The 18722-nt window shown below is 72.1% G+C and carries 22 protein-coding genes; 17 read left to right on the forward strand and 5 right to left on the reverse strand.

Features of this window, described 5'->3' with window-relative positions; all coding sequences use genetic code 11:
* The 4 genes from BMY74_RS42670 to BMY74_RS42685 are packed head-to-tail and all read left to right on the forward strand — an operon-like array spanning position 1 to position 4662.
* Positions 1-1596, forward strand: a complete 1596-nt coding sequence (locus BMY74_RS42670) for a carbamoyltransferase family protein (RefSeq protein ID WP_089927783.1) — start codon at positions 1-3, stop codon at positions 1594-1596.
* Positions 1593-2492, forward strand: coding sequence for a glycosyltransferase family 2 protein (locus tag BMY74_RS42675; RefSeq protein ID WP_089927786.1), 900 nt, complete (start codon positions 1593-1595; stop codon positions 2490-2492). Before BMY74_RS42670 ends, BMY74_RS42675 begins: the two co-directional genes overlap by 4 nt.
* The gene (locus BMY74_RS42680) at positions 2489-3487 is read left to right on the forward strand and encodes a glycosyltransferase family 9 protein (RefSeq protein WP_218159956.1); all 999 of its coding nucleotides are present in this window, start codon (positions 2489-2491) and stop codon (positions 3485-3487) included. Before BMY74_RS42675 ends, BMY74_RS42680 begins: the two co-directional genes overlap by 4 nt.
* Positions 3448-4662, forward strand: coding sequence for a UDP-glucose dehydrogenase family protein (locus BMY74_RS42685; RefSeq protein ID WP_089927789.1), 1215 nt, complete (start codon positions 3448-3450; stop codon positions 4660-4662). Before BMY74_RS42680 ends, BMY74_RS42685 begins: the two co-directional genes overlap by 40 nt.
* On the opposite strand, the gene BMY74_RS42690 is transcribed toward BMY74_RS42685, so the two are convergent.
* A complete protein-coding gene (locus BMY74_RS42690) occupies positions 4646-5998 on the reverse strand; it encodes an aldehyde dehydrogenase family protein (RefSeq protein WP_089927792.1) in 1353 nt (450 codons plus the stop codon). The two genes, BMY74_RS42685 and BMY74_RS42690, sit on opposite strands and share 17 nt — an antisense overlap.
* 47 nt (positions 5999-6045) lie before the next feature.
* On the opposite strand from BMY74_RS42690, the gene BMY74_RS42695 reads away from it, so the two are divergent.
* The 10 genes from BMY74_RS42695 to BMY74_RS42740 are packed head-to-tail and all read left to right on the forward strand — an operon-like array spanning position 6046 to position 14169.
* Positions 6046-6441 (forward strand): ChaB family protein, encoded by a 396-nt coding sequence (locus tag BMY74_RS42695; RefSeq protein ID WP_089927795.1) that lies wholly within the window; start codon positions 6046-6048, stop codon positions 6439-6441.
* Entirely contained in the window at positions 6438-7430 is a 993-nt protein-coding gene (locus tag BMY74_RS42700; protein WP_089927798.1) for an NAD-dependent epimerase/dehydratase family protein, read from the forward strand. The genes BMY74_RS42695 and BMY74_RS42700 overlap by 4 nt, the downstream gene beginning before the upstream one ends.
* 53 nt (positions 7431-7483) lie before the next feature.
* On the forward strand, positions 7484-7999 hold the full coding sequence (locus BMY74_RS42705) for a D-glycero-alpha-D-manno-heptose-1,7-bisphosphate 7-phosphatase (RefSeq protein ID WP_089927801.1): 516 nt from the start codon (positions 7484-7486) through the stop codon (positions 7997-7999).
* The gene (locus BMY74_RS42710) at positions 7996-8979 is read left to right on the forward strand and encodes a glycosyltransferase family 9 protein (RefSeq protein ID WP_089927804.1); all 984 of its coding nucleotides are present in this window, start codon (positions 7996-7998) and stop codon (positions 8977-8979) included. Before BMY74_RS42705 ends, BMY74_RS42710 begins: the two co-directional genes overlap by 4 nt.
* Positions 8976-9836, forward strand: coding sequence for a glycosyltransferase (locus BMY74_RS42715; protein WP_089927807.1), 861 nt, complete (start codon positions 8976-8978; stop codon positions 9834-9836). Before BMY74_RS42710 ends, BMY74_RS42715 begins: the two co-directional genes overlap by 4 nt.
* On the forward strand, positions 9833-11032 hold the full coding sequence (locus tag BMY74_RS42720) for a glycosyltransferase (RefSeq protein ID WP_089927810.1): 1200 nt from the start codon (positions 9833-9835) through the stop codon (positions 11030-11032). Before BMY74_RS42715 ends, BMY74_RS42720 begins: the two co-directional genes overlap by 4 nt.
* Complete coding sequence (locus tag BMY74_RS42725; protein WP_089927812.1) at positions 11029-11604, forward strand: D-sedoheptulose-7-phosphate isomerase; 576 nt, start codon at positions 11029-11031, stop codon at positions 11602-11604. The genes BMY74_RS42720 and BMY74_RS42725 overlap by 4 nt, the downstream gene beginning before the upstream one ends.
* The gene (gene rfaE2, locus BMY74_RS42730) at positions 11601-12875 is read left to right on the forward strand and encodes a D-glycero-beta-D-manno-heptose 1-phosphate adenylyltransferase (RefSeq protein WP_089927815.1); all 1275 of its coding nucleotides are present in this window, start codon (positions 11601-11603) and stop codon (positions 12873-12875) included. Before BMY74_RS42725 ends, rfaE2 begins: the two co-directional genes overlap by 4 nt.
* Positions 12876-13547: an SDR family oxidoreductase gene (locus BMY74_RS42735; RefSeq protein WP_089927818.1), complete on the forward strand. Its 672-nt coding sequence runs from the start codon at positions 12876-12878 to the stop codon at positions 13545-13547.
* Positions 13548-13581: 34 nt separating this feature from the next.
* The gene (locus BMY74_RS42740; RefSeq protein ID WP_089927822.1) at positions 13582-14169 is read left to right on the forward strand and encodes a phosphatase PAP2 family protein; all 588 of its coding nucleotides are present in this window, start codon (positions 13582-13584) and stop codon (positions 14167-14169) included.
* On the opposite strand, the gene BMY74_RS42745 is transcribed toward BMY74_RS42740, so the two are convergent.
* Genes BMY74_RS42745 through BMY74_RS42755 form a run of 3 tightly spaced genes read right to left on the reverse strand, consistent with a single transcriptional unit; the run spans position 14079 to position 16650 of the window.
* The gene (locus BMY74_RS42745; protein WP_245786716.1) at positions 14079-14690 is read right to left on the reverse strand and encodes a flavodoxin family protein; all 612 of its coding nucleotides are present in this window, start codon (positions 14688-14690) and stop codon (positions 14079-14081) included. The genes BMY74_RS42740 and BMY74_RS42745 overlap by 91 nt on opposite strands.
* Complete coding sequence (locus BMY74_RS42750) at positions 14675-15469, reverse strand: SDR family oxidoreductase (protein WP_089927825.1); 795 nt, start codon at positions 15467-15469, stop codon at positions 14675-14677. The genes BMY74_RS42745 and BMY74_RS42750 overlap by 16 nt, the downstream gene beginning before the upstream one ends.
* Positions 15466-16650, reverse strand: coding sequence for a cytochrome P450 (locus BMY74_RS42755; protein ID WP_089927827.1), 1185 nt, complete (start codon positions 16648-16650; stop codon positions 15466-15468). The genes BMY74_RS42750 and BMY74_RS42755 overlap by 4 nt, the downstream gene beginning before the upstream one ends.
* A gap of 80 nt (positions 16651-16730) precedes the next feature.
* On the opposite strand from BMY74_RS42755, the gene BMY74_RS42760 reads away from it, so the two are divergent.
* The 3 genes from BMY74_RS42760 to BMY74_RS42770 are packed head-to-tail and all read left to right on the forward strand — an operon-like array spanning position 16731 to position 18290.
* Positions 16731-17057, forward strand: a complete 327-nt coding sequence (locus BMY74_RS42760; protein WP_089927830.1) for a plasmid stabilization protein — start codon at positions 16731-16733, stop codon at positions 17055-17057.
* Positions 17058-17067: 10 nt separating this feature from the next.
* Positions 17068-17721 carry a hypothetical protein gene (locus BMY74_RS42765; protein WP_143091965.1) on the forward strand — a complete coding sequence of 218 codons (654 nt, stop codon included), beginning with the start codon at positions 17068-17070 and terminating at the stop codon, positions 17719-17721.
* A 14-nt stretch (positions 17722-17735) separates the two neighbouring features.
* Positions 17736-18290, forward strand: coding sequence for a hemerythrin domain-containing protein (locus tag BMY74_RS42770; RefSeq protein WP_089927837.1), 555 nt, complete (start codon positions 17736-17738; stop codon positions 18288-18290).
* A gap of 95 nt (positions 18291-18385) precedes the next feature.
* On the opposite strand, the gene BMY74_RS42775 is transcribed toward BMY74_RS42770, so the two are convergent.
* Positions 18386-18722, reverse strand: a 337-nt coding sequence (locus tag BMY74_RS42775; protein ID WP_143091966.1) for an integrase core domain-containing protein, incomplete at its 5' end; no start/stop codon positions are given.

The raw sequence follows: 18722 nt of genomic DNA on the forward strand, positions 1-18722 counted from the left end.
ATGCGAGTTCTCGGGATCAACGCGGTGTTCCACGACCCGGCCGCGGCGCTGGTGGTCGACGGTGAGGTCGTGGCGGCGGCCGAGGAGGAAAGGTTCTCCCGCCGCAAGCACGGGAAGCGGCCCGTGCCGTTCTCCGCTTGGGAACAACCCGAGCTGTCCGCGCGGTGGTGCCTCGAGCAGGCCGGGCTCACCGCGGCGGACCTGGATGCCGTCGCGTACTCCTACGACCCCGCCCTGGTCGACCAGGAGTACGCCCCATGGGAGGAACTGCGGACGACCTACGCGCGAAAGGCGCCGCAGTTCCTCTCCACTTCGCTGCCCGGTCTCGATCCCGACATCGTGCGGTTCGTGCCGCACCACGTCGCCCACGCGGCCTCGACCGGTCTCGCCGCACCCTTCGGGGGCAACTGCGCGGTGCTCGTGGCCGACGGCCGCGGCGAGTGCGGGTCGCACCTGGCCGGCCGGTACGTCGACCAGGAGCTCACGACGTTCGCGTCGCAGCGGCTGCCGCACTCGCTCGGGCTGATGTACGAGGACCTGACCGAGCACTTGGGATTCCTGCGGTCCAGCGACGAGTACAAGGTGATGGCGCTGGCCTCCCACGCCGATCCCGCGCACCTCGACCTGATGCGTTCCCACATCGTCGTGCGCGACGGCGGTTTCGAGATCCAGCCGATCGACTGGAGCGCGCTGGCCAAGCAGCGCGCCGCGGACGACGAGCTGACGCGCGAACACGCCGAGCTCGCGGCGAGCGTGCAGGTGCGGCTCGAAGAGGTGTTGCTGGAACTGGTGCGGTGGTTGCACGAACGCACCGGGGAAACGCGGCTCACGATGGCCGGGGGAGTGGCGCTGAACTGCGTCGCGAACACCCGGATCTTCGCGGAGGGCCCGTTCGACGAGGTCTGGGTCCAGCCCGCCGCCGGGGACTCCGGCACGGCGCTGGGCGCGGCGCTGGCGTTGACCTCGGACGTGGTGGCGCCGATGCCCGGTGCCGACCTCGGCCGCGGCTTCTCGGACGACGAGATCGAGGCGGTGCTGCGGACCGCCGCCGTGTCGTACGAGAGGCCGGCCGACGTCGCTTCGGAGGTCGCGGAGGCGTTGGCCGCAAACAAGATCGTGGCCTGGTTCCAGGGCCGCAGCGAGTACGGCCCGCGTGCGCTCGGCCGCCGTTCGTTGCTCGCGAACCCCTGTTTCGCGGAGAACCTGACGCGGCTCAACGACGTGAAGGGCCGTGAGCAGTTCCGCCCGGTGGCACCGATGGTGCTGGCGTCACGGGCCGAGGACGTGTTCACCCGCGGGCCGATCCCCAGCCCCTACATGCTCTTCGTGCACGACGTCCGTCCCGAGTGGATCGACCGCATCCCGGCCGTGGTGCACGTGGACGGCACCGCGCGGGCCCAGACCGTCGCCGGTGATCCGTTGCTGGAAAGGATGTTGCACGAGTTCGAGGCCCGCAGCGGTGTCCCGGTCGTGGTGAACACGAGCCTCAACACCGCGGGTCGCCCGATGGTCGACACCCCGCGCGACGCGTTGGAGTGCTTCGGCTCGTCCCCGATCGACCTGCTCGCCATCGGCCCGTTCGTGGTGCGCCGATGAGCTACTCCGTCGTGATCCCGACCGTCGGCCGGCCGAACCTCGACGTCCTGCTGGACACCCTCGCCGGAGGCGACGGCCCGGAGCCGTGCGAGATCATCGTGGTGGACGACCGCGAGACGGGTCTCGGGCCCGCGGCCGCGCGCAACACCGGCTGGCGCGAGGCGCGCGGCGACTGGGTGGCGTTCCTCGACGACGACGTCGTGCTCGCTCCCGACTGGAAGGCCAGGCTGAGCGAGGACCTCGCCGACCTGCCGCCCGACGTGGGCGCGAGTCAGGCGCGGATCGTCGTGCCGCTGCCTGCGGACCGCGAACCGACCGACGCCGAACGCGGCACGGCGGGCCTCGCCACGGCGCACTGGATCACCGCGGACATGGCGTACCGGCGCGAGGCCCTGGCCCGCGCCGGCGGCTTCGACGAACGCTTCCCGCGCGCCTACCGCGAGGACGCCGAACTGGCGTTGCGCGTGCAGGACCTCGGCTACCGCATCGTGCGCGGCGAGCGCGTCACCACCCACCCGGTGAAGCCCGCGACGTTCCTCACGAGCGTGCGCGACCAGCGCGGCAACGCCGACGACGCGTTGATGCGGCGCCTGGTCGGGCCGCGCTGGCGTGCGCGCATCGGCGGGAAGCGAGGCCGCTTTCCGGCCCACCTCGTGACGACCGCGTCCGGTCTGCTGGCCGTCCTTTGTGGAGTGCTCGGATTCCGGCGGGCCGCGGGCGCGTTCGGTGCGGTGTGGGCGGGCCGCACCGCGTGGTTCGCGATGGCGCGGATCGCGCCGGGACCCCGTGACGCGGACGAGGTGGTCCGGATGCTCGTGACGAGCGCCCTGATCCCGCCCGTGGCGTGCTGGCACCGGCTGCGGGGCGAGGTACGGCACCGGAGTGTGCGGCCGTGAGGATCCTGGTGCTGCGGGCGCTCGGACTGGGCGACCTGCTGACGGCGGTGCCCGCGCTCAGGGGCCTGCGCGCGGCCTTCCCGGAAGCCGAGATCACCCTGGCCGCGCCGGCGTGGCTGGAGGACGCGGTGGCGCGGATCGAGGCGGTGGACCGGCTGCTGCCGACCGCCGAGCTGGGACCGATCGACTTCCACCGGCCCGACCTGGCGGTGAACCTGCACGGACGCGGGCCGCAGAGCGTGGAGCGCCTGCTGGCCACCGAGCCGCGGCGGCTGATCACGTACGCGGAGCGGGGCTCGTGGGACGAGCGCGTGACGGCGGTCGAGTGGCCGGCCGAGCGGCACGAGGTGCTGCGGTGGTGCGAGTTGTTGCAGCGGCACGGGATCGCTTGCGATGTCGAAGACTTCCGGCTCGCGCCGGTGGGGGAGCGGGAAGGTCCGGTGGTGATCCACCCCGGGGCGAGCACGGGGGCGCGGCGGTGGCCGGTGGAGCGGTACGCGGCGGTGGCCCGGGGGATCGGGGCCGAGGTCGTGGTGACCGCGGGGCCGGGGGAGGGGGAGTTGGCGCAGCAGGTGGTGGCGGGTGCGGAGGATGTGGCTGAGGATGGACCCGGCCGTGCCGACGAGGCCGGTGCGGGTGGACTGGACTCCGGTCCCGATGCGGCACAACCCGGCCCGACGGTCTTCTCCGGCACCCTGGCCGAACTCCTCGACCTGGTCGCCACCGCCCGCCTGGTCATCTGCGGCGACACCGGAGTGGCCCACGTCGCCACCGCCTACCGGACCCCGTCGGTCCTGCTCTTCGGTCCGGTGCCCCCAGACCTGTGGGGTCCGCGCCGCGGCCCCCACCAGGTGCTGTGGCACGGCCGGACCGGTGACACGTTCGCCGACGACCCCGATCCCGGACTGCTGGAGATCACGGTCGCGGAAGTCCTCGATGCTGCGGGAGGTGTGCTGTGCGGATCGGAGTCGTCGGCGCCGGTTACGTCGGGTTGACCACGGCCGCGTGCTTCGCGCACCTCGGCCACCAGGTCACGTGTGCGGACGTGGACGAGGCCAAGGTCGCCTCGCTGAACGCGGGTGAGGTCGCGTTGCACGAGCCCGGGTTGCGGGAGCTCGTGGTGGAGGGGCTGGGCAACGGCAGCCTCAGGTTCGTGCGGGGCAGTGCTCTGTCCGATGTGGACTTCACGTTCGTCTGCGTGCAGACGCCGTCCGGGCCGGGGGGTGAGGCGGACCTGTCGGCGGTCGAGGCGGTGCTGGCCGGGGCGTCCGCCCAGGTGGTGCTGAAGTCGACGGTGCCGGTCGGCACGGCCGCGCGGCATCCCGGTGTCGTGTCGAACCCCGAGTTCCTGCGGGAGGGGCACGCGGTCGAGGACTTCCTGCGGCCCCAGCGGATCGTGGTCGGCGCGCAGGACGAGCGGCAGGCCCGTGCGGTCGCGGAGCTGTACGAGAACACGCGTGCGCCCGTGGTCCTCACCGACAACACGAGCGCCGAGCTGGTGAAGTACGCGAGCAACTGCTTCCTGGCGTTGAAGCTCTCCTACGTCAACACGCTGGCGGAGCTGTGCGAGCACCTCGACGCCGACATCGACGGCGTCACCGAGGGCATGCGGCTCGACGACAGGATCGGGGCCTCGTGCCTGCACCCCGGGCCGGGCTGGGGCGGGTCGTGCCTGCCCAAGGACACGCTGGCGCTGCTCGCCACGGCGCGTTCGGCGGGCATCGACTTCGCCACCCTCGAGGCGGCGATCACAACGAACCTGCACCAGCCGCACCGGGTCGTCGACCGGATCCGTGAGGAGGCCGGGTCGTTGCAGGGCAGGAGGATCGGGTTGCTCGGGCTCGCGTTCAAGGCCGGTACCAACGACCTGCGCGACTCGCCGGCCCTCGCGGTCGCGGAGATACTGGAGCAGGAGGGCGCGCGACTTGTCGCCTACGACCCCTGCGTCACGACGACGAACAACGGCATCGCGGTGGTGGGCAGCGCGGCCGAGGTGGCGGCCGGAGCCGACGTCCTCGTCGTGCTGACCGAGTGGCCGGAGTTCGCCGAGCTCGACTGGCCCGAGCTGGCGAAGGGCGTGCGGACCCCGCTGATCTTCGACACCCGCGGGGTCGTGCCGCCGGACAAGGCCGCCGAGGCGGGCTTCCGCCTGGTCAGGACCGGCCGGTAGGAACGCCGAGGTGGACCACCTTGGTGGTGGTCATCTCGTCGAGGAGCTCCGGGCCGTAGCCGAACCCCGTGCCGGACGCGCCGCGGGGTTGCGCGGCGCCGCCGGGGGCGCCACCGAAGACCGCGTTGACCTTCACCGTGCCGACCGGCAGTTCCCTCCACGCGCGCTGGGCGTGCTCCATCGACGACGTCAGCACCGTGGCGGCCAGGCCGTACTCGCCGGAACACGCCTCGGCGAGGCCCTCGTCGAACGACGACACCAGCTGCACGGGCGCGACCGGTCCGAAGGTCTCCTCGCACATGACCCGCATGGCGCTGCCGCAGTCCGCCAGCACGGTCGCCGGGTAGTAAGCGCCGATGCCGTCCGGAACCGAGCCGCCGACCAGGCACGACGCACCCGCCGCTAGTGCTTCGGCGACCTGCTCGTGCACGAACGAGCGGTGCCGCGTGTCCACCAACGGCTGCGGGTCGGCGTTCCACTCGCGGGCCTTCGCGCACAACGCCTCCAGGAACGGCGCCGCCACGGCCTTGTGCAGGTAGATCCGCTCCACCGACGTGCACAGCTGACCCGCGTTCGTGAACGCGCCGAGCGCCGCCTGCTCCGCCGCCCACACAGGGTCGACGTCGTCGTCGACCAGCAGCGGGTCGTTGCCGCCGTTCTCCAGCAACAGCTTCGCCGACGACGTCCGCGCGATCGCCCGCCCGGTCGCGGTGCTGCCGACGTGCGCGACGACGTCGACGTCGTCCGAACCCACCAGCGCGGCACCGACCCCACCGTCACCGACCAGCGTCTGCAGCACCCCGGCGGGGAAGCACGGCTGCATCACGGTCGCCAGCAGCAGTCCGGTGTGCGGGCACCGCTCGCTCGGCTTGTGCACCACGACGTTGCCCGTCACCAGCGCGGCTCCCAAGAGTCCGCACGCCACCGCGATCGGGTCGTTCCACGGAGTCAGGGCGACGACGACCCCGCGCGGTTCCGGCACCATGAAGTCGACGGCCGAGCCGAGCAGCGACCGTCCACGGTGGACCGGACCCAGCTCGGCGTACTGCTCCAGCGTCGCCGCGCCCGCGAGCACACCCTCCCGCGCCGACGCGAACGGGCGCCCGGTCTCCGTCTCCACCACCGTCGCCAGATCACTCGCCCGCTGCCGCAACGCCGTCGCCGCCTCCCGCACCGCCGCGCCGCGTTCGGCGGCGGGGACGGCGGCCCACTCCAGGCGGGCGGAGCGCGCGGTGGCGAGTGCCGCGGAGACTTCGGAGGGCGTCGCGGTGGGGAGCCAGCCGACGAGCTGGGAGTCGCGAGGGCTGTGGACGTCGATGGCGTGCATGGTGGTCATGTCGTTCGGGTACCCGTCGTCCCAGGTGGAAACCTTGGAGGAGAGCCATGCCCGGACGGCAGGAACTGCCCAGCACGGTGGCCCGCTCGTCGGAGAAGGCGCAACGGACGTGGATCAAGGCGCACGACTCGGCGGTCGAGTCCTACGGAGAGGGCGAACGCGCGCACCGCACCGCCTTCTCCGCTCTCAAGCACGCCTTCGAGAAGGTCGGTGACCACTGGGAGGCCAAGGAGGAGATGGGGCCCTCCGATCCGCAGGCCGAGCGCGGCACCCCGGCGCGAGGCGAGACGGCCGGCGGTGTCGACGCGAACGCCAGCAAGGAACACCTCTACGACATGGCGAAACGACTCGAGATCGAGGGGCGTTCCAGGATGACCAAGGACGAACTCGTCGACGCCATCGCCAAGGCGAACGACCGCGCGACCGCGCGAGCGCGCTCATGAAGGTCGTGATCACCGGTGCGACCGGGAACGTGGGGACGGCGCTGTTACGCAGGCTCGCCGAGGAACCGGACATCCAGCCGCACGGGATCTCCCGCCGCCCGCCGGGTGACGCACCGCCCTACCGCGGCGTCACGTGGACCCCGGTCGACCTCGGCCGGCCCGGCGCGGAGGAGGTGCTGAAGGGCGTCTTCGAGAACGCAGACGCGGTCGTGCACCTCGCCTGGCGCATCCAGCCCGCCCGCGACGAACGGGCGACCTACCGCACGAACGTGGCCGGCTCCGCGCAGGTGTTCGGCGCCGCGGTGGCCGCGAAGGTGCCGCACCTCGTGCACATGTCGTCGGTCGGCGCGTACTCGCCGGGCAGCAAGGACCGCCGCGTGGACGAGACGTGGCCGGTCGACGGGGTGCGGTCGTCGTTCTACAGCAGGCACAAGGCCGCGGTGGAGCACATGCTCAACAAGTTCGAGTCCGACCTGCTGATCTCCCGGCCGAGGCCCGGTCTGATCCTGCAGTCCGACGCCGGGTCCGAGATCCACGAGTACTTCCTCGGCAAGCTCGTGCCGAGGGCCCTGTTCCGCAACCGGATCCCGGTCCTGCCGCTGCCGCGCGACCTGGTGCTGCAGTTCGTGCACGCCGACGACGTGGCCGACGGTCTGGTCCGCATCCTGCGGCAGCGACCGCACGGCGGCGTGAACCTCGTGGCCGATCCCGTCGTCACTCCCCGTGCACTGGCGGAGGTCCTCGGAGGGCGGCCGGTGGCCGTTCCGGCGGGGCTGGTACGCCTGCTGGCGAACGTGAGCTGGCGCCTGCGGTTGCAGCCGACGCCGCCCGGATGGGTGGACCTGGCGCTGAAGTCGCCGCTGCTGGACGCGTCGCGCGCCCGGATGGAGCTCGGCTGGAAACCCCAGTTCGACGCGCAGGAAGCGCTTCAGGCACTCCTGCGCGGAATCGGGGAGGGCAAAGGGGTTCCTGGTAGCCCGGCGCTGTAGAACCGCTTCGCCGAGTAGCGTTTCAAGCCGTTCTTCTCGGCTAACTCTCCTCTATGGACGAGCCTTTCGACGCGGTGCTCTTCGACCGTGACGGCACGCTGATCCGGGACGTCCCCTACAACGGCGACCCGGACCTCGTGACCGTGATGCCAGGTGCGCGCGAAGTGCTGCGCGACCTGCGCGAGCGCGGGCTGCGCACCGGTGTCGTGAGCAACCAGTCCGGCATCGGCCGGGGGCTCCTCACCACCGAGCAGGTCGCGGCGGTGAACGCCCGCGTCGAGGAGCTCCTCGGCGAGTTCGGCACCTGGCAGATCTGCCCGCACCACCCCGGCGAGGGATGCGCGTGCCGCAAGCCCGCGCCGGGGCTGGTGCTGGCGGCCTGCGAGGTCCTGGACGTTCGGCCCGAACGCGTTGTCGTCGTGGGCGACATCGGTGCCGACGTGGACGCCGCCGAGGCCGCCGGTGCGGTCTCCGTGCTCGTGCCCACCCCGGTGACCAGGCAAGATGAGGTCGACCGGGCCCCGCGCACCGCGCCCGACCTGCGCTCCGCGATCGGGATGATCTTGTGAGGACGCTGGTCGCGCGCCTGGACAGCGACGGTGACGTGCTGCTGGCCGGGCCGGCGGTGCGCGCCGCGGCGGCGGCGGGCGAGGTCGTCCTGCTCTGCGGACCGGCCGGGGTCCGGGCGGCGGAACTGCTGCCCGGCGTCTCGCGGATCGTCGAGTGGGAGTGCCCGTGGATCGTGAACCCCGCTCCCGACGTGCGGCCGTTCGACATCGAGGCCGTGACGGCGTTGGTGCACGGCATCCGCGCCGACGTGGCGTTGATCCTCACGTCGTTCCACCAGAGCCCGTTGCCACTGGCTCTGATGCTGCGGCTCGCGGGCGTCCCGAAGATCGTGGCGCGGTCGATCGACTACCCGGGATCCCTGCTGGACGTGCGCCTGACCGGTGATCCGGACGTCCCGGAGGCCGAACGGGCGCTGGAGGTCGCGCGCGCCGCGGGCTTCGACCTCCCCGAGGGCGACGACGGCCGGCTGAGGGTCGTCGATCCGCCCGCGACACCACTGGACCATCCGTACGTGGTGGTGCACCCGGGTGCGTCGGCGCCCGCCCGCACCTGGTCGCCCGACCGGTGGGCGAAGGCGGTGGTCGCGCTGACCGCCGCCGGGCACCGCGTGGTCGTGACCGGAGGACCGGCGGAGGCCGGGCTCACCGGGCACGTCGCGGGCGCGTGCGGATCCGATCTCGGCGGGCGCACCAGCTTGCTCGAACTGGCGGGCGTGCTCGCCGGGGCCGGGGCGGTCGTCGTCGGCAACACCGGCCCCGCGCACCTCGCCGCCGCGGTCGGCACACCCGTCGTGTCGTTGTTCGCCCCGGTCGTCCCGGCCGTCCGATGGGCGCCGTACGGCAGACATGTGCTGCTCGGCGACCAAGAAGCTCCTTGTCGTGGCACGAGAGCGCGCGAGTGCCCGGTCACCGGACACCCGTGCCTGGATCAGGTCGACCCGGCCGACGTCGTGGCGGCCGTAGCGGAGGTGATGACATGAGGATCCTGCTGTGGCACGTGCACGGGTCCTGGACGCATTCGTTCGTCCAGGGAGGGCACGACTACCTGATCCCCGGCCCGCCGCACGGCACCGGGCTCGCCGGGCGCCCGTGGGAGGCCACCGAGGTCGATCCGTCCGAAGTGGACGCCGACGTCGCGGTCGTGCAGCGGCTGGACGAACTGTCCCGCGTGCCGGCGGGGATCCCGCAGGTGTACCTGGAGCACAACACCCCGAGCGCTCCCGCACAGGAACACCCGCTCGCCGGCTGGGACGGCACCATCGTCCACGTCACGCACTTCAACGACCTGATGTGGGACTGCGGGACGACCCGCACCGTCGTGATCGAGCACGGCGTCGTCGACCCGGGACCGCTCTACACGGGCGAGCTCCCGCGGGCGGCGGCCGTGATCAACGAGCCGGTGCGCCGGGGCCGGATCGTCGGCACGGACCTGCTGCCGAGGTTCGACCCGATCGACGTGTTCGGCATGGGCACTGAACAGATCGGCGGCATGGGGGACCACGGACTGGACGCGCTGCACCGGGAACTCGCCCGCCGCCGCGTGTACGTGCACACCCCGCGCTGGACGTCGCTGGGGCTGTCGCTGCTGGAGGCCATGCACATCGGCATGCCGGTCGTCGCCCTCGCGAGCACGGAGGCGATCCGCGCCGTCACCGCGGAGGTGGGCGCGATCTCGACGAACGTGGGGGAGCTGGTGAGCGCGACGCGGGACCTGGTCGCCGATCCGGACCTCGCGCGGGAGAAGGGCAGGAGGGCCCGCGAGTTCGCGCTGGCCCACTACGGACTCGATGCGTTCCTGCGCAACTGGGACGTGACGCTGAAGGAGGTGATCGGATGAGGATCGCGATGGTGTCGGAGCACGCCAGTCCGCTCGCGGCTCTGGGAGGTGCCGACGCGGGAGGTCAGAACGTCCACGTGGCCGCGCTGGCGGCCGCGCTCGTGCGGCGGGGCCACGAGGTCGCGGTCTACACCCGGCGCGACGCCCGTGGACTGCCGCGGCGCGTCGGCACCCCCGACGGCTACGAGGTCGTGCACGTGCCCGCCGGACCGGCCAAGCACGTGCCCAAGGACGAGCTCCTGCCGCACATGACCGCGTTCTCCCGCTTCCTCGCGCAGGACTGGCAGGACAGGCCGCCCGACGTCGTGCACAGCCACTTCTGGATGTCCGGGCTGGCCTCGGTGCTGGCGGTGCGGCGCACCCGCGTCCCCGTCGTGCACACCTACCACGCCCTGGGCACGGTGAAGCGCCGCCACCAGGGTGCGCAGGACACGAGCCCGGTGGAGCGGATCGCGGTGGAGCGGCTGGTCGGTCACGAGGCCGACGCCGTCGCCGCCACCTGCGACGACGAGGTCGACGAGCTGCTCGCCATGGGCCTGCGGCGGACCAAGATCACGGTCGTGCCGTGCGGCGTGGACACGGACCTGTTCACCCCGTCCGGGCCGGTGGCGCGGCGCGGGGCACCGCACCGGATCGTGTCGGTCGGCAGGTTCGTGCGGCGCAAGGGGTTCGACGACCTGATCGCGGCGCTGCCCCTGGTGCCGGAGACCGAGCTCGTGATCGCCGGGGGACCGCACGACCTCAAGTCCGACCCCGAGGCGCAGCGGTTGCTCGCCCGTGCGGAAGCCTGTGGTGTGTCGGACCGCGTGCGACTGGTGGGGCAGGTGGCGCGGGTGAAGATGCCCGCACTGCTGCGTTCAGCGGACGTGGTGGCGTGCGTGCCGTGGTACGAGCCGTTCGGCATCGTTCCCCTGGAGGCCATGGCCTGCGGTGTCCCGGTCGTCGCGTCGGCGGTGGGCGGTCTTCGCGACACGGTCGTCGACGGCGTCACCGGTGTGCTGACACCGCCCCGCGATCCCCGTGCCCTCGGCCGCGCGCTGCGCAAGCTGCTCGCGGACCCGTCCCGCGGCATGGCGTACGGCATGGCCGGCCAGGACAGGGTGGACGTCATGTACCAGTGGGACGAGATCGCCGCACGCACCGAACTCGTCCACCAGCGGGTGCGGGCGAACGACGACATGGCGGTGGCGCAGTGACGGTCGAAAGCCACCTGGACGGCCTGGCGGACACCCTGGCGGGTGTGCGCGCCCAGTCCTCCCGCATCCACCGCTGGGGCTCCGTGCTGGCACGCCGGCTCGTCGACGGCGGCAGGGTGCTCGCGGCCGGCAACGGCGGATCGGCCGCCGAGGCCCAGCACCTCACCGCCGAGCTGGTCGGCCGCTACCGCGACGACCGCGCGCCGTTCTCCGCGTTGGCGCTGTGCTCCGAGACCTCCAGCGTCACCGCGATCGCCAACGACTACGGCTACGACCAGGTGTTCTCCCGTCAGGTGACGGCGCACGCCCGGCCCGGTGACGTCGTGGTCCTGTTGTCCACCAGCGGGAACAGCCCGAACCTCCTGGAAGCGGCGCGCGCGGCCCGGGTCGCCGGGGCGATCTCGTGGGCGCTGACCGGACCGCTGCCGAACCCGCTGGCGTCGCTTGCCGACGACGCGCTCGCGTTGCCGGGCCACGCCTGCAACGTGCAGGAGGCGCAGCTGGTGGTCGTGCACGCGTTGTGCGAGGCCTTCGAGGCCGCGCTGCCCCTGTCGATGAGGAGGGCCTCGTGAAACTCGTCGTGGTGGGCGACTCCCTGCTCGACGTCGACGTGGAAGGCACCGTCGAACGCGTCTGCCCGGACGCTCCGGCGCCGGTCCTCGACGTCGTCGGCGAGCACGCCCGCGCCGGTGGCGCCGCGCTCGCCGCGACGATGGCCGCGCGCGACGGCGTGGACGTGACGCTGGTCAGCGCGCTGTCCTGCGACGCGGCGGGGGAGCGGCTGCGGTCGCTGGTCGAGGTCCCCGGCCTGTACGGGCGCACCGAGGCCGTTCCGGTGAAGACGCGGCTGCGGTGCGGGGGAACCTCGTTGGCCCGCATGGACCACGGCGGTTCCGGGACGCCTCAGGTCACCGACGACATGCTCGACGCGGTGCTGTCCGCCGACTTCGTGCTGGCGTCGGACTACGGCCGGGGACTGCTGCGCGACGAACGGCTGCGGTCGGTGCTCACGCGCGTCCCGGTGGTCTGGGACCCGCATCCGCGCGGGCCCGCTCCGGTTCCCGGTGTGCGGCTCGCGACCCCGAACCTGGCCGAGGCCAAGGCGTTCAGCGAGCTGACCGACCCGGACGCGGCCGCGGCGGAGCTGGTGTCGCGCTGGCGTGCCAGGGCCGTGGTGGTGACGCTCGGCGGGCAAGGGGCTTTGCTCCACTGTGGAGGGACACCGGTGGCCGTTCCCGCGCCCGCCGTGCAGATCGCCGACCCGTGCGGTGCCGGGGACCGGTTCGCCGTAACGGCGGCCGTGCGGCTGGCAGGCGGTGCCGCGCCGGACGACGCGGTGGCCGACGCCGTGGCGGCCGCGGCGGAGTTCCTGCGCGACGGCGGTGTCTCGGGCATGCGCGCGCCGCTGCCGTCCACTGTGGACTCGGTGCGGCGGCGCGGCGGGACCGTGGTGGCCACCGGAGGGTGCTTCGACGTCCTGCACACCGGCCACGTGCGGATGCTCGCCGCCGCCCGCGCGCTGGGCGACTGCCTGGTCGTGTGCCTCAACTCCGACCTGTCCGTGCGGCGGCTCAAGGGCGAGAACAGGCCCGTCAACCGCGAGTCCGAACGCGTCGAGGTGCTGCGGGCGCTGGAGTCCGTGGACGACGTGGTCGTGTTCGGTGAGGACACGCCGGAGAACGTGCTCGGCCGCCTGCGCCCGGACGTGTGGGTGAAGGGCGGCGACTACACCGCGGACCAGCTGCCGGAGGCCGCCGTCGTGCGGCGCTGGGGCGGCCGCAGCGTCGTGGTCCCGTACCACCGGGGCCGTTCGACGACCGAGATCCTGTCGAGGAGGGCTTAGATGCTGGGAAACGTGCTGGTGACCGGGGGAGCGGCCGGACTGGGGGCGGCGGTGGCCGACGCGGTGCACGCGGCCGGCGGGACACCGCTGGTGCTCGACAAGTCCGCGCCGGACAGGCACGAGTTCGAACTGGTCGACCTGGCGGACGGACGTGCCGCCGAAGCCGCGGTGCGCGCGCTCGCCGAGCGGCACGGCGGGTTCGGCGGTGTGGTCACCGCCGCCGGCATCGACCGGTGCGGCACGCTCGAGGAGGTGCCGCCCGACGAGTGGGAACAGGTCGTGCGGGTCAACCTGCTCGGCACCGCGGCGGTGGTCAGGGCCGCGTTGCCGCACCTCGGGAACGGGCGCGTCGTCACGGTCGCGTCCACGCTCGGGCTGCGCGCGGTCAGCGACGCGACGGCGTACTGCGCCTCGAAGTTCGGGGTCGTCGGCTTCACCCGCGCGCTCGCCGCCGAGACGGCGGGCCGGATCGGCGTCACGCTGGTGGTGCCGGGCGGCATGCGCACGAACTTCTTCGACGACCGCACCGAGCAGTACCGGCCGCAGGACCTGGACAAGCTCAACCCGCCGGACCGGGTGGCGGCGGCGATCGTGTTCGCGCTGAGCCAGCCGGAGGGCTGCGAGATCCGCGAACTGGTGATCGCGCACGGCGAGGAACCGTCCTACCCGTAGGTTCGCCAGGTGGCGCAGCGGGTAGTAGACCCGCATGACCGGTGAGGACGAACTGGCGGAGCTCGACGCGGACTCGCTGCACAACAGCGAGGCGTTGCCCACGAGACGTCCTCACCCGGTCATCATCGCCGCCGGCCTCACGGCGCGGGGAGGGCTGCTCTGGTTACCCGTCGCCGGCCTGCTCGCGGTGGCCGGCAAGCCGAAGGCGGCGAAGAAGGCCCTGACGGCGGCGGTGATCGCCATGCCCATCGGCCACCTGATCAGCCTCGTCGTGCACCGCAGGAGACCGCAGGCCGCCGGCATCCCCGCGCGGCAGGCCTTGCCGGAGCACCCCGACTCGTCGTCGTTCCCCTCCAAGCACGCGGTGACGGCCGCCGCGTTCGGCACCGCCACCGCGCTGGCGGACCGCGGGGCCGCCGTCTTCGTGACGCCACTGGTGTTGCTGGTCGCCTACAGCCGCCTCAGGACCCGTGTGCACTGGCCCACGGACGTCCTGGGCGGCTTGGCGATCGGCGCTCTCGTGGCGCTGGCTCAGGCCGGGATCGGGCGTTCCGCGAGTGCCAGGGCGACGGCGTGCAGGTTGGCGGCCATGGTGCGGCCGGTCTTCTCCGACCACTCGTGACCCTCGTCGGTCTCGGAGTAGCTCGGACCCGGTCCGGGGCCGCGGTTCCAGTACGTCCAGGCCTGGCCGGGGATCGTGTAGCCGATGTCGACGAGCCCGCCGCAGATCTCGCTGATCACGTGGTGCGCGCCGTCCTCGTTGCCGGTCACCACGACGCCCGCGACCCGGTTGTAGGCCACCGGCCGCTCCTGGTCGTCGGTCTCGGAGATCATGGCGTCCATCCGCTCCAGCGCCCGCTGCGCGAACGAGGACGGGCGGCCGACCCACGTCGGCGTCGCGAACACCAGGATCTCGGACCGGAGCAGCAGCGTGTGGATGTTCGGCCACTCGTCGCCCCCGCCCAGGTCGGTCGCGACACCGGGCGGGATCTCGTGGTCGGCCAGCCGGAACGAGGTGACCTCGACGTCCTTCTTCGTCAGCTCGTCGATCACCACCTGGGCCAGCAGGTCGGTGTTGGACTCCTCGGGCGACTTCTTCAAGGTGCAGTTCAGCACCACGGCACGCATCAGGTCTGCCTCCACTTCTCGTCGGTCATCAGCTGGCTCGCCTGCGGGCCCATCAGCGACATGCCGCCGTCCACGACGAACGACGACCCGGTCACGTAGGACGCGGCGGGCGTGGCGAGGAACGCGACCAAGGCGGCGACCTCGTGGGCGCTGCCCGGCCGGCCGAGCGGGACGCCCGGCCGCGCCACGGTGTGCGGGTCGACGTCCTCCTGACCTGTCATCGGAGTCGAGATCTCGCCCGGCGCCACGGAGTTGACCGTGATGCCGTGCTCGGACAGTTCGAGGGCGAGCACCTGGGTCAGCGCGCCGAGCCCGGCCTTCGCGGCGCAGTACGGCGCCGCGCCCACCCTCGGCAGGTGCTCGTGGACCGAGGTGATGTTGATGATCCGGCCACCCCGTCCTGCAGCGATCATGTGCTTCGCCGCGCGCTGGGAGCACAGGAAGGCGCCGTCCAGGTCGACCGAGAGCACCGAGCGCCACGTGTCGGAGTCCATGTCCATGACCTTCTGGCTGCTGCCGGTGCCCGCGCAGTTGACCAGGACGTCCACGCCGCCCAGCTCCTCGGCCAGTTCGTCGACGACGGAGGCGGCGGTGGGCAGATCGGTCAGGTCGAGTTGCCGGACGGCGCACCGGGCGCCCGCCTCGCGGACCTCCCCGGCTGTGCGCTCGGCTCCGTCGGCGTCCTCGTGGTAGGTGATGCCGACGTCGACACCACCGCCCGCGAGCGCGACGGCCACGGCCTTGCCGATTCCGGAGTCCGCGCCGGTCACCACGGCGTAGAGGGGTGCGTTCATGAGACGCGGCTTCCCGTCTGCTCGACCGGCATGCGGATGCCGAAGTGGTTGAGCGTTCCGGGCAGCGGCGAGCCGAGCACGGGGAACGACAGGTGCTCGCTCAGCGCGTCCAGCATCGTGGCGGCGACGGTCAGCACCAGGTCGCGGCCGGGGCAGATGCCGGGACCACCGCTGAACGGCACGATCGCGGGGTCGAGCGGCCCGTCCCAGTACTCCGGCGCGTACCGGTCGGCGAAGGGCAGCCGGTCCGGGTCGCGGTGGAAGAACGGCGTGAACACCACGAACAACGTGTCCTGCGGCAGCCACGTGCCGTGCCAGCGGGTCGGTTCCCTGCTCTCCCGCAGGATCACCGGCGTCGTGGGCCACAGCCGGGCGGACTCGAGGACCCCGTTCCTGCCGCGGGCGCCGATGGCGAGCGCGCGCAGGGTGATGATCCCGGCCGCGTCGAACGCGAACAGCCAGTGCGGCACCTGCCCGGACAGGTCACCCGGCTGGGCGGCGAGGCTGCCCTCCTCGCGGCGGGCGAGGTGCTCGTCGAGCCTGGCCTGGAAGCGTTCGCGCAGCTCACGCCGCTTCGGGTGGAGGAACGCCCAGTTGGCGTTCTCGCGCAGCGCCTTGAGGTCGTCGGTCAGCTGGTCGTCGCCCCGTGCGCCGTCCCCGAGCACGATCCGGCGCACGATCCGCCACCACGTCTGGTTGAAGGAGGCCCAGGTCAGCTCGCCGGTGCTCATCACGTGCCGGATGAGCAGGTCGGCCTCGTCGCGCACGACCGCCTCGGCGGGCACGTTCTCCGGTCGCAGCGCGCGTTCGTTGAGCTCGCGCAGCCGTTGCCGCTCGGGGCCGTCGGAGATCAGCACGCCGTGCGGCTGGAAGTGCTCCAGCGCGGACTTCTTCTCCTTCGTGGCCAGCGCGAACGGCTCGGGCGACTCCGCGAGCAGCCTGCCCACGTCGGTGGGGTCGACCAGCACGGCGATGCTGCGGCCGGTGACGCGCAGGCGCACCGGTTCCGGGCCGTAGCGGTCGCGCAGCCTGCGCATCGTGTCGATGGCCCTGGTGTCGGCCTGCACCTTCTCGGCGGCCGCCATCACCCCGGGCCGGCGGACGATGACGCCCTTGGCGAGGGTGGGCAGCAGCACCGTGGCGAGCACGCGGGCGGTGTCGAGTCGGGAAGAGATCGCCATGACCCCGGCTACCCGATGACCCGTGTGTGAACCTCCCTGAACGGGGTATTCGCGAGTCAGCACCGAGTCAGGAGGTCGTGATGCCCGCGGGATCGAACGCGAAACGGGAACGCCAGTACGAGCACATCAAGGACTCCGCGCAGGACCGTGGCGCGTCGCCCAAACGCGCCAAGGAGATCGCGGCCCGCACGGTGAACAAGAACCGCGCGCAGGCCGGTGAGTCGAAGACGGCGAGCAAGTCGTCCACTCAGGACATGTCACCGCAGAAGCGCGGCGGTCAGCGCTCGGGCACGAACCGCCCGAAGGGCCAGACCAAGGAACAGCTCTACAACGAGGCCAAGAAGAAGAACATCAAGGGCCGTTCCACGATGACGAAGAAGGAACTCGCCAGCGCGCTCGGGCGCTGACGTGCAGGACGTGGACAAGGCCTCGGCGCTGACGATCCTGACCATGGAGCACAACACGCTGCAGATGATCCGCACGGCGACGATCACCGACGCGACCGGACGGGCGGGCCACCTGCTCACGACGATCTCCGCGTCCATGATCGCACTCGGGTTCGTCGCCCAGGTGGTGCCGCCCGCGGTGCTGCTGACGCTGATGCTGGTCGTCTTCGCCGCGCTGTTCCTGATCGGCCTGGCCACCTTGTTCCGCACGGTCGAGCTGAGCATCGAGGACGTCCAGGCGGGACTGGGGATCAACCGCATCAGGGCCGTCTACGCCGAGCTCGAACCGTCCACCCGGGACGTCTTCGTGCGGCAGATGCACGACGACACCCTGGGCGTCGGGGTGGACAGCGGCCAGACCGGCTGGCGCAAGGCCAGGCGCCCGCGGCTGATCGGCACCGCACTGGGCGTGTCCGGCCTCGTCAACCTCGTCAACGGACTCACCTCCGCCGTCATCGCGGGTGCGGCGGCAGGACTGCTGGGCGCCGGCCTGGCGTGGTCGATCGTGCTCGGCTCGGTCGTCGCCGTCGCCGTGATCAGCGGCTTCGGCATCGCGCTCGGCCGGATCGGACGGCGCGGCGTCGCGCCCATCACCACGCGCTATCCGAGGAACCACCCGAACTGAAGGAGAGAACCACCATGCAGTACGACGTCGTCGACCTGATCATGCAGGACCACCGCGAGGTGGAGCGCCTGTTCGACGAGCTGAAGAACCACCCGGAGAAACGACCTCTGCTGACCCCGGTGCTCTGCGGCCTGCTCGTCGCCCACAGCCGCGCCGAGGAGGCCGAGGTCTACCCGGTCGCCAAGGACGCCGGCGGTGACGACGAGGTCGAGCACAGCCAGGAGGAGCACGCCGAGGCCGAGCAGCTGCTCGCCAAGCTCCTCGACACCGACTACGACTCGCCGCAGTACGAGAAGGCGCTGCAGGACGTCGTCGACTCCATCACCCACCACGTGGAGGAAGAGGAGAAGACCGTCCTTCCCGGCATGCGCAAGCGCCTGAGCGCCGAGCGCCGCTACGAGCTCGGGGAGGCGTTCGCGCGCAGCCGGGCCGACCACCTCGGTGAGCTGCCCGGCCAGGCCACCCGCGAGGAGCTGCTGTTGCAGGCCAAGAACATGGGCCTGGACGGGGCTTCGAGCATGACGAAGGAGCAGCTGCGCCGGGAGCTGGAGAAGGCGGCGTCCTCCTGACCGGTGGAGGCGGGGCTCGATGGCACGTCGTGCGCACCCCTGGCGTGAAGCCGCTGCGGCTGCGCCTCACCCCGCCTGACCGAACCGGCTACGGCCTAGGTGTATTGACCCGCAGGGTTGTTGATTCGGCTGATGGGTGGGTGGCCGCCGAGCGCGGTGTGGCTGCGGTGGTGGTTGTAGGTGTGCAGGAAGTCTGCCAGGGCCTGGGTGCGTTCGGTGTTGCTGGTGTAGGGCCGTTGGTAGGCCCATTCGTCGAGCAGTGTGCGGTTGAACCGCTCGACTTTGCCGTTGGTCTGCGGCCGGTAGGGGCGGGTGCGTTTGTGGGTGATCCCGGCTGTGGTGAGGGTGTCTCGCCAGAGTCGGGACTTGTAGCAGGAGCCGTTGTCGGTGAGTACTCGTTCGACGGTGATGCCGTGGGTGGTGAAGAACAGT

It is taken from the genome of Lentzea albida, from assembly GCF_900111005.1.
In the GTDB taxonomy this organism is placed as follows: domain Bacteria; phylum Actinomycetota; class Actinomycetes; order Mycobacteriales; family Pseudonocardiaceae; genus Lentzea; species Lentzea albida.

Coding starts and splice junctions, on each gene's coding strand:
- BMY74_RS42735 (WP_089927818.1), top strand. CDS start 12,876: ATGCTGGGAAACGTGCTGGTGACCGGGGGAGCGGCCGGACTGGGGGCG.
- BMY74_RS42675 (WP_089927786.1), top strand. CDS start 1,593: ATGAGCTACTCCGTCGTGATCCCGACCGTCGGCCGGCCGAACCTCGAC.
- BMY74_RS42760 (WP_089927830.1), top strand. CDS start 16,731: ATGCCCGCGGGATCGAACGCGAAACGGGAACGCCAGTACGAGCACATC.
- BMY74_RS42715 (WP_089927807.1), top strand. CDS start 8,976: ATGAGGATCCTGCTGTGGCACGTGCACGGGTCCTGGACGCATTCGTTC.
- BMY74_RS42705 (WP_089927801.1), top strand. CDS start 7,484: ATGGACGAGCCTTTCGACGCGGTGCTCTTCGACCGTGACGGCACGCTG.
- BMY74_RS42770 (WP_089927837.1), top strand. CDS start 17,736: ATGCAGTACGACGTCGTCGACCTGATCATGCAGGACCACCGCGAGGTG.
- BMY74_RS42695 (WP_089927795.1), top strand. CDS start 6,046: ATGCCCGGACGGCAGGAACTGCCCAGCACGGTGGCCCGCTCGTCGGAG.
- BMY74_RS42690 (WP_089927792.1), bottom strand. CDS start 5,998: ATGACCACCATGCACGCCATCGACGTCCACAGCCCTCGCGACTCCCAG.
- BMY74_RS42720 (WP_089927810.1), top strand. CDS start 9,833: ATGAGGATCGCGATGGTGTCGGAGCACGCCAGTCCGCTCGCGGCTCTG.
- BMY74_RS42670 (WP_089927783.1), top strand. CDS start 1: ATGCGAGTTCTCGGGATCAACGCGGTGTTCCACGACCCGGCCGCGGCG.
- BMY74_RS42755 (WP_089927827.1), bottom strand. CDS start 16,650: ATGGCGATCTCTTCCCGACTCGACACCGCCCGCGTGCTCGCCACGGTG.
- BMY74_RS42740 (WP_089927822.1), top strand. CDS start 13,582: ATGACCGGTGAGGACGAACTGGCGGAGCTCGACGCGGACTCGCTGCAC.
- BMY74_RS42700 (WP_089927798.1), top strand. CDS start 6,438: ATGAAGGTCGTGATCACCGGTGCGACCGGGAACGTGGGGACGGCGCTG.
- BMY74_RS42750 (WP_089927825.1), bottom strand. CDS start 15,469: ATGAACGCACCCCTCTACGCCGTGGTGACCGGCGCGGACTCCGGAATC.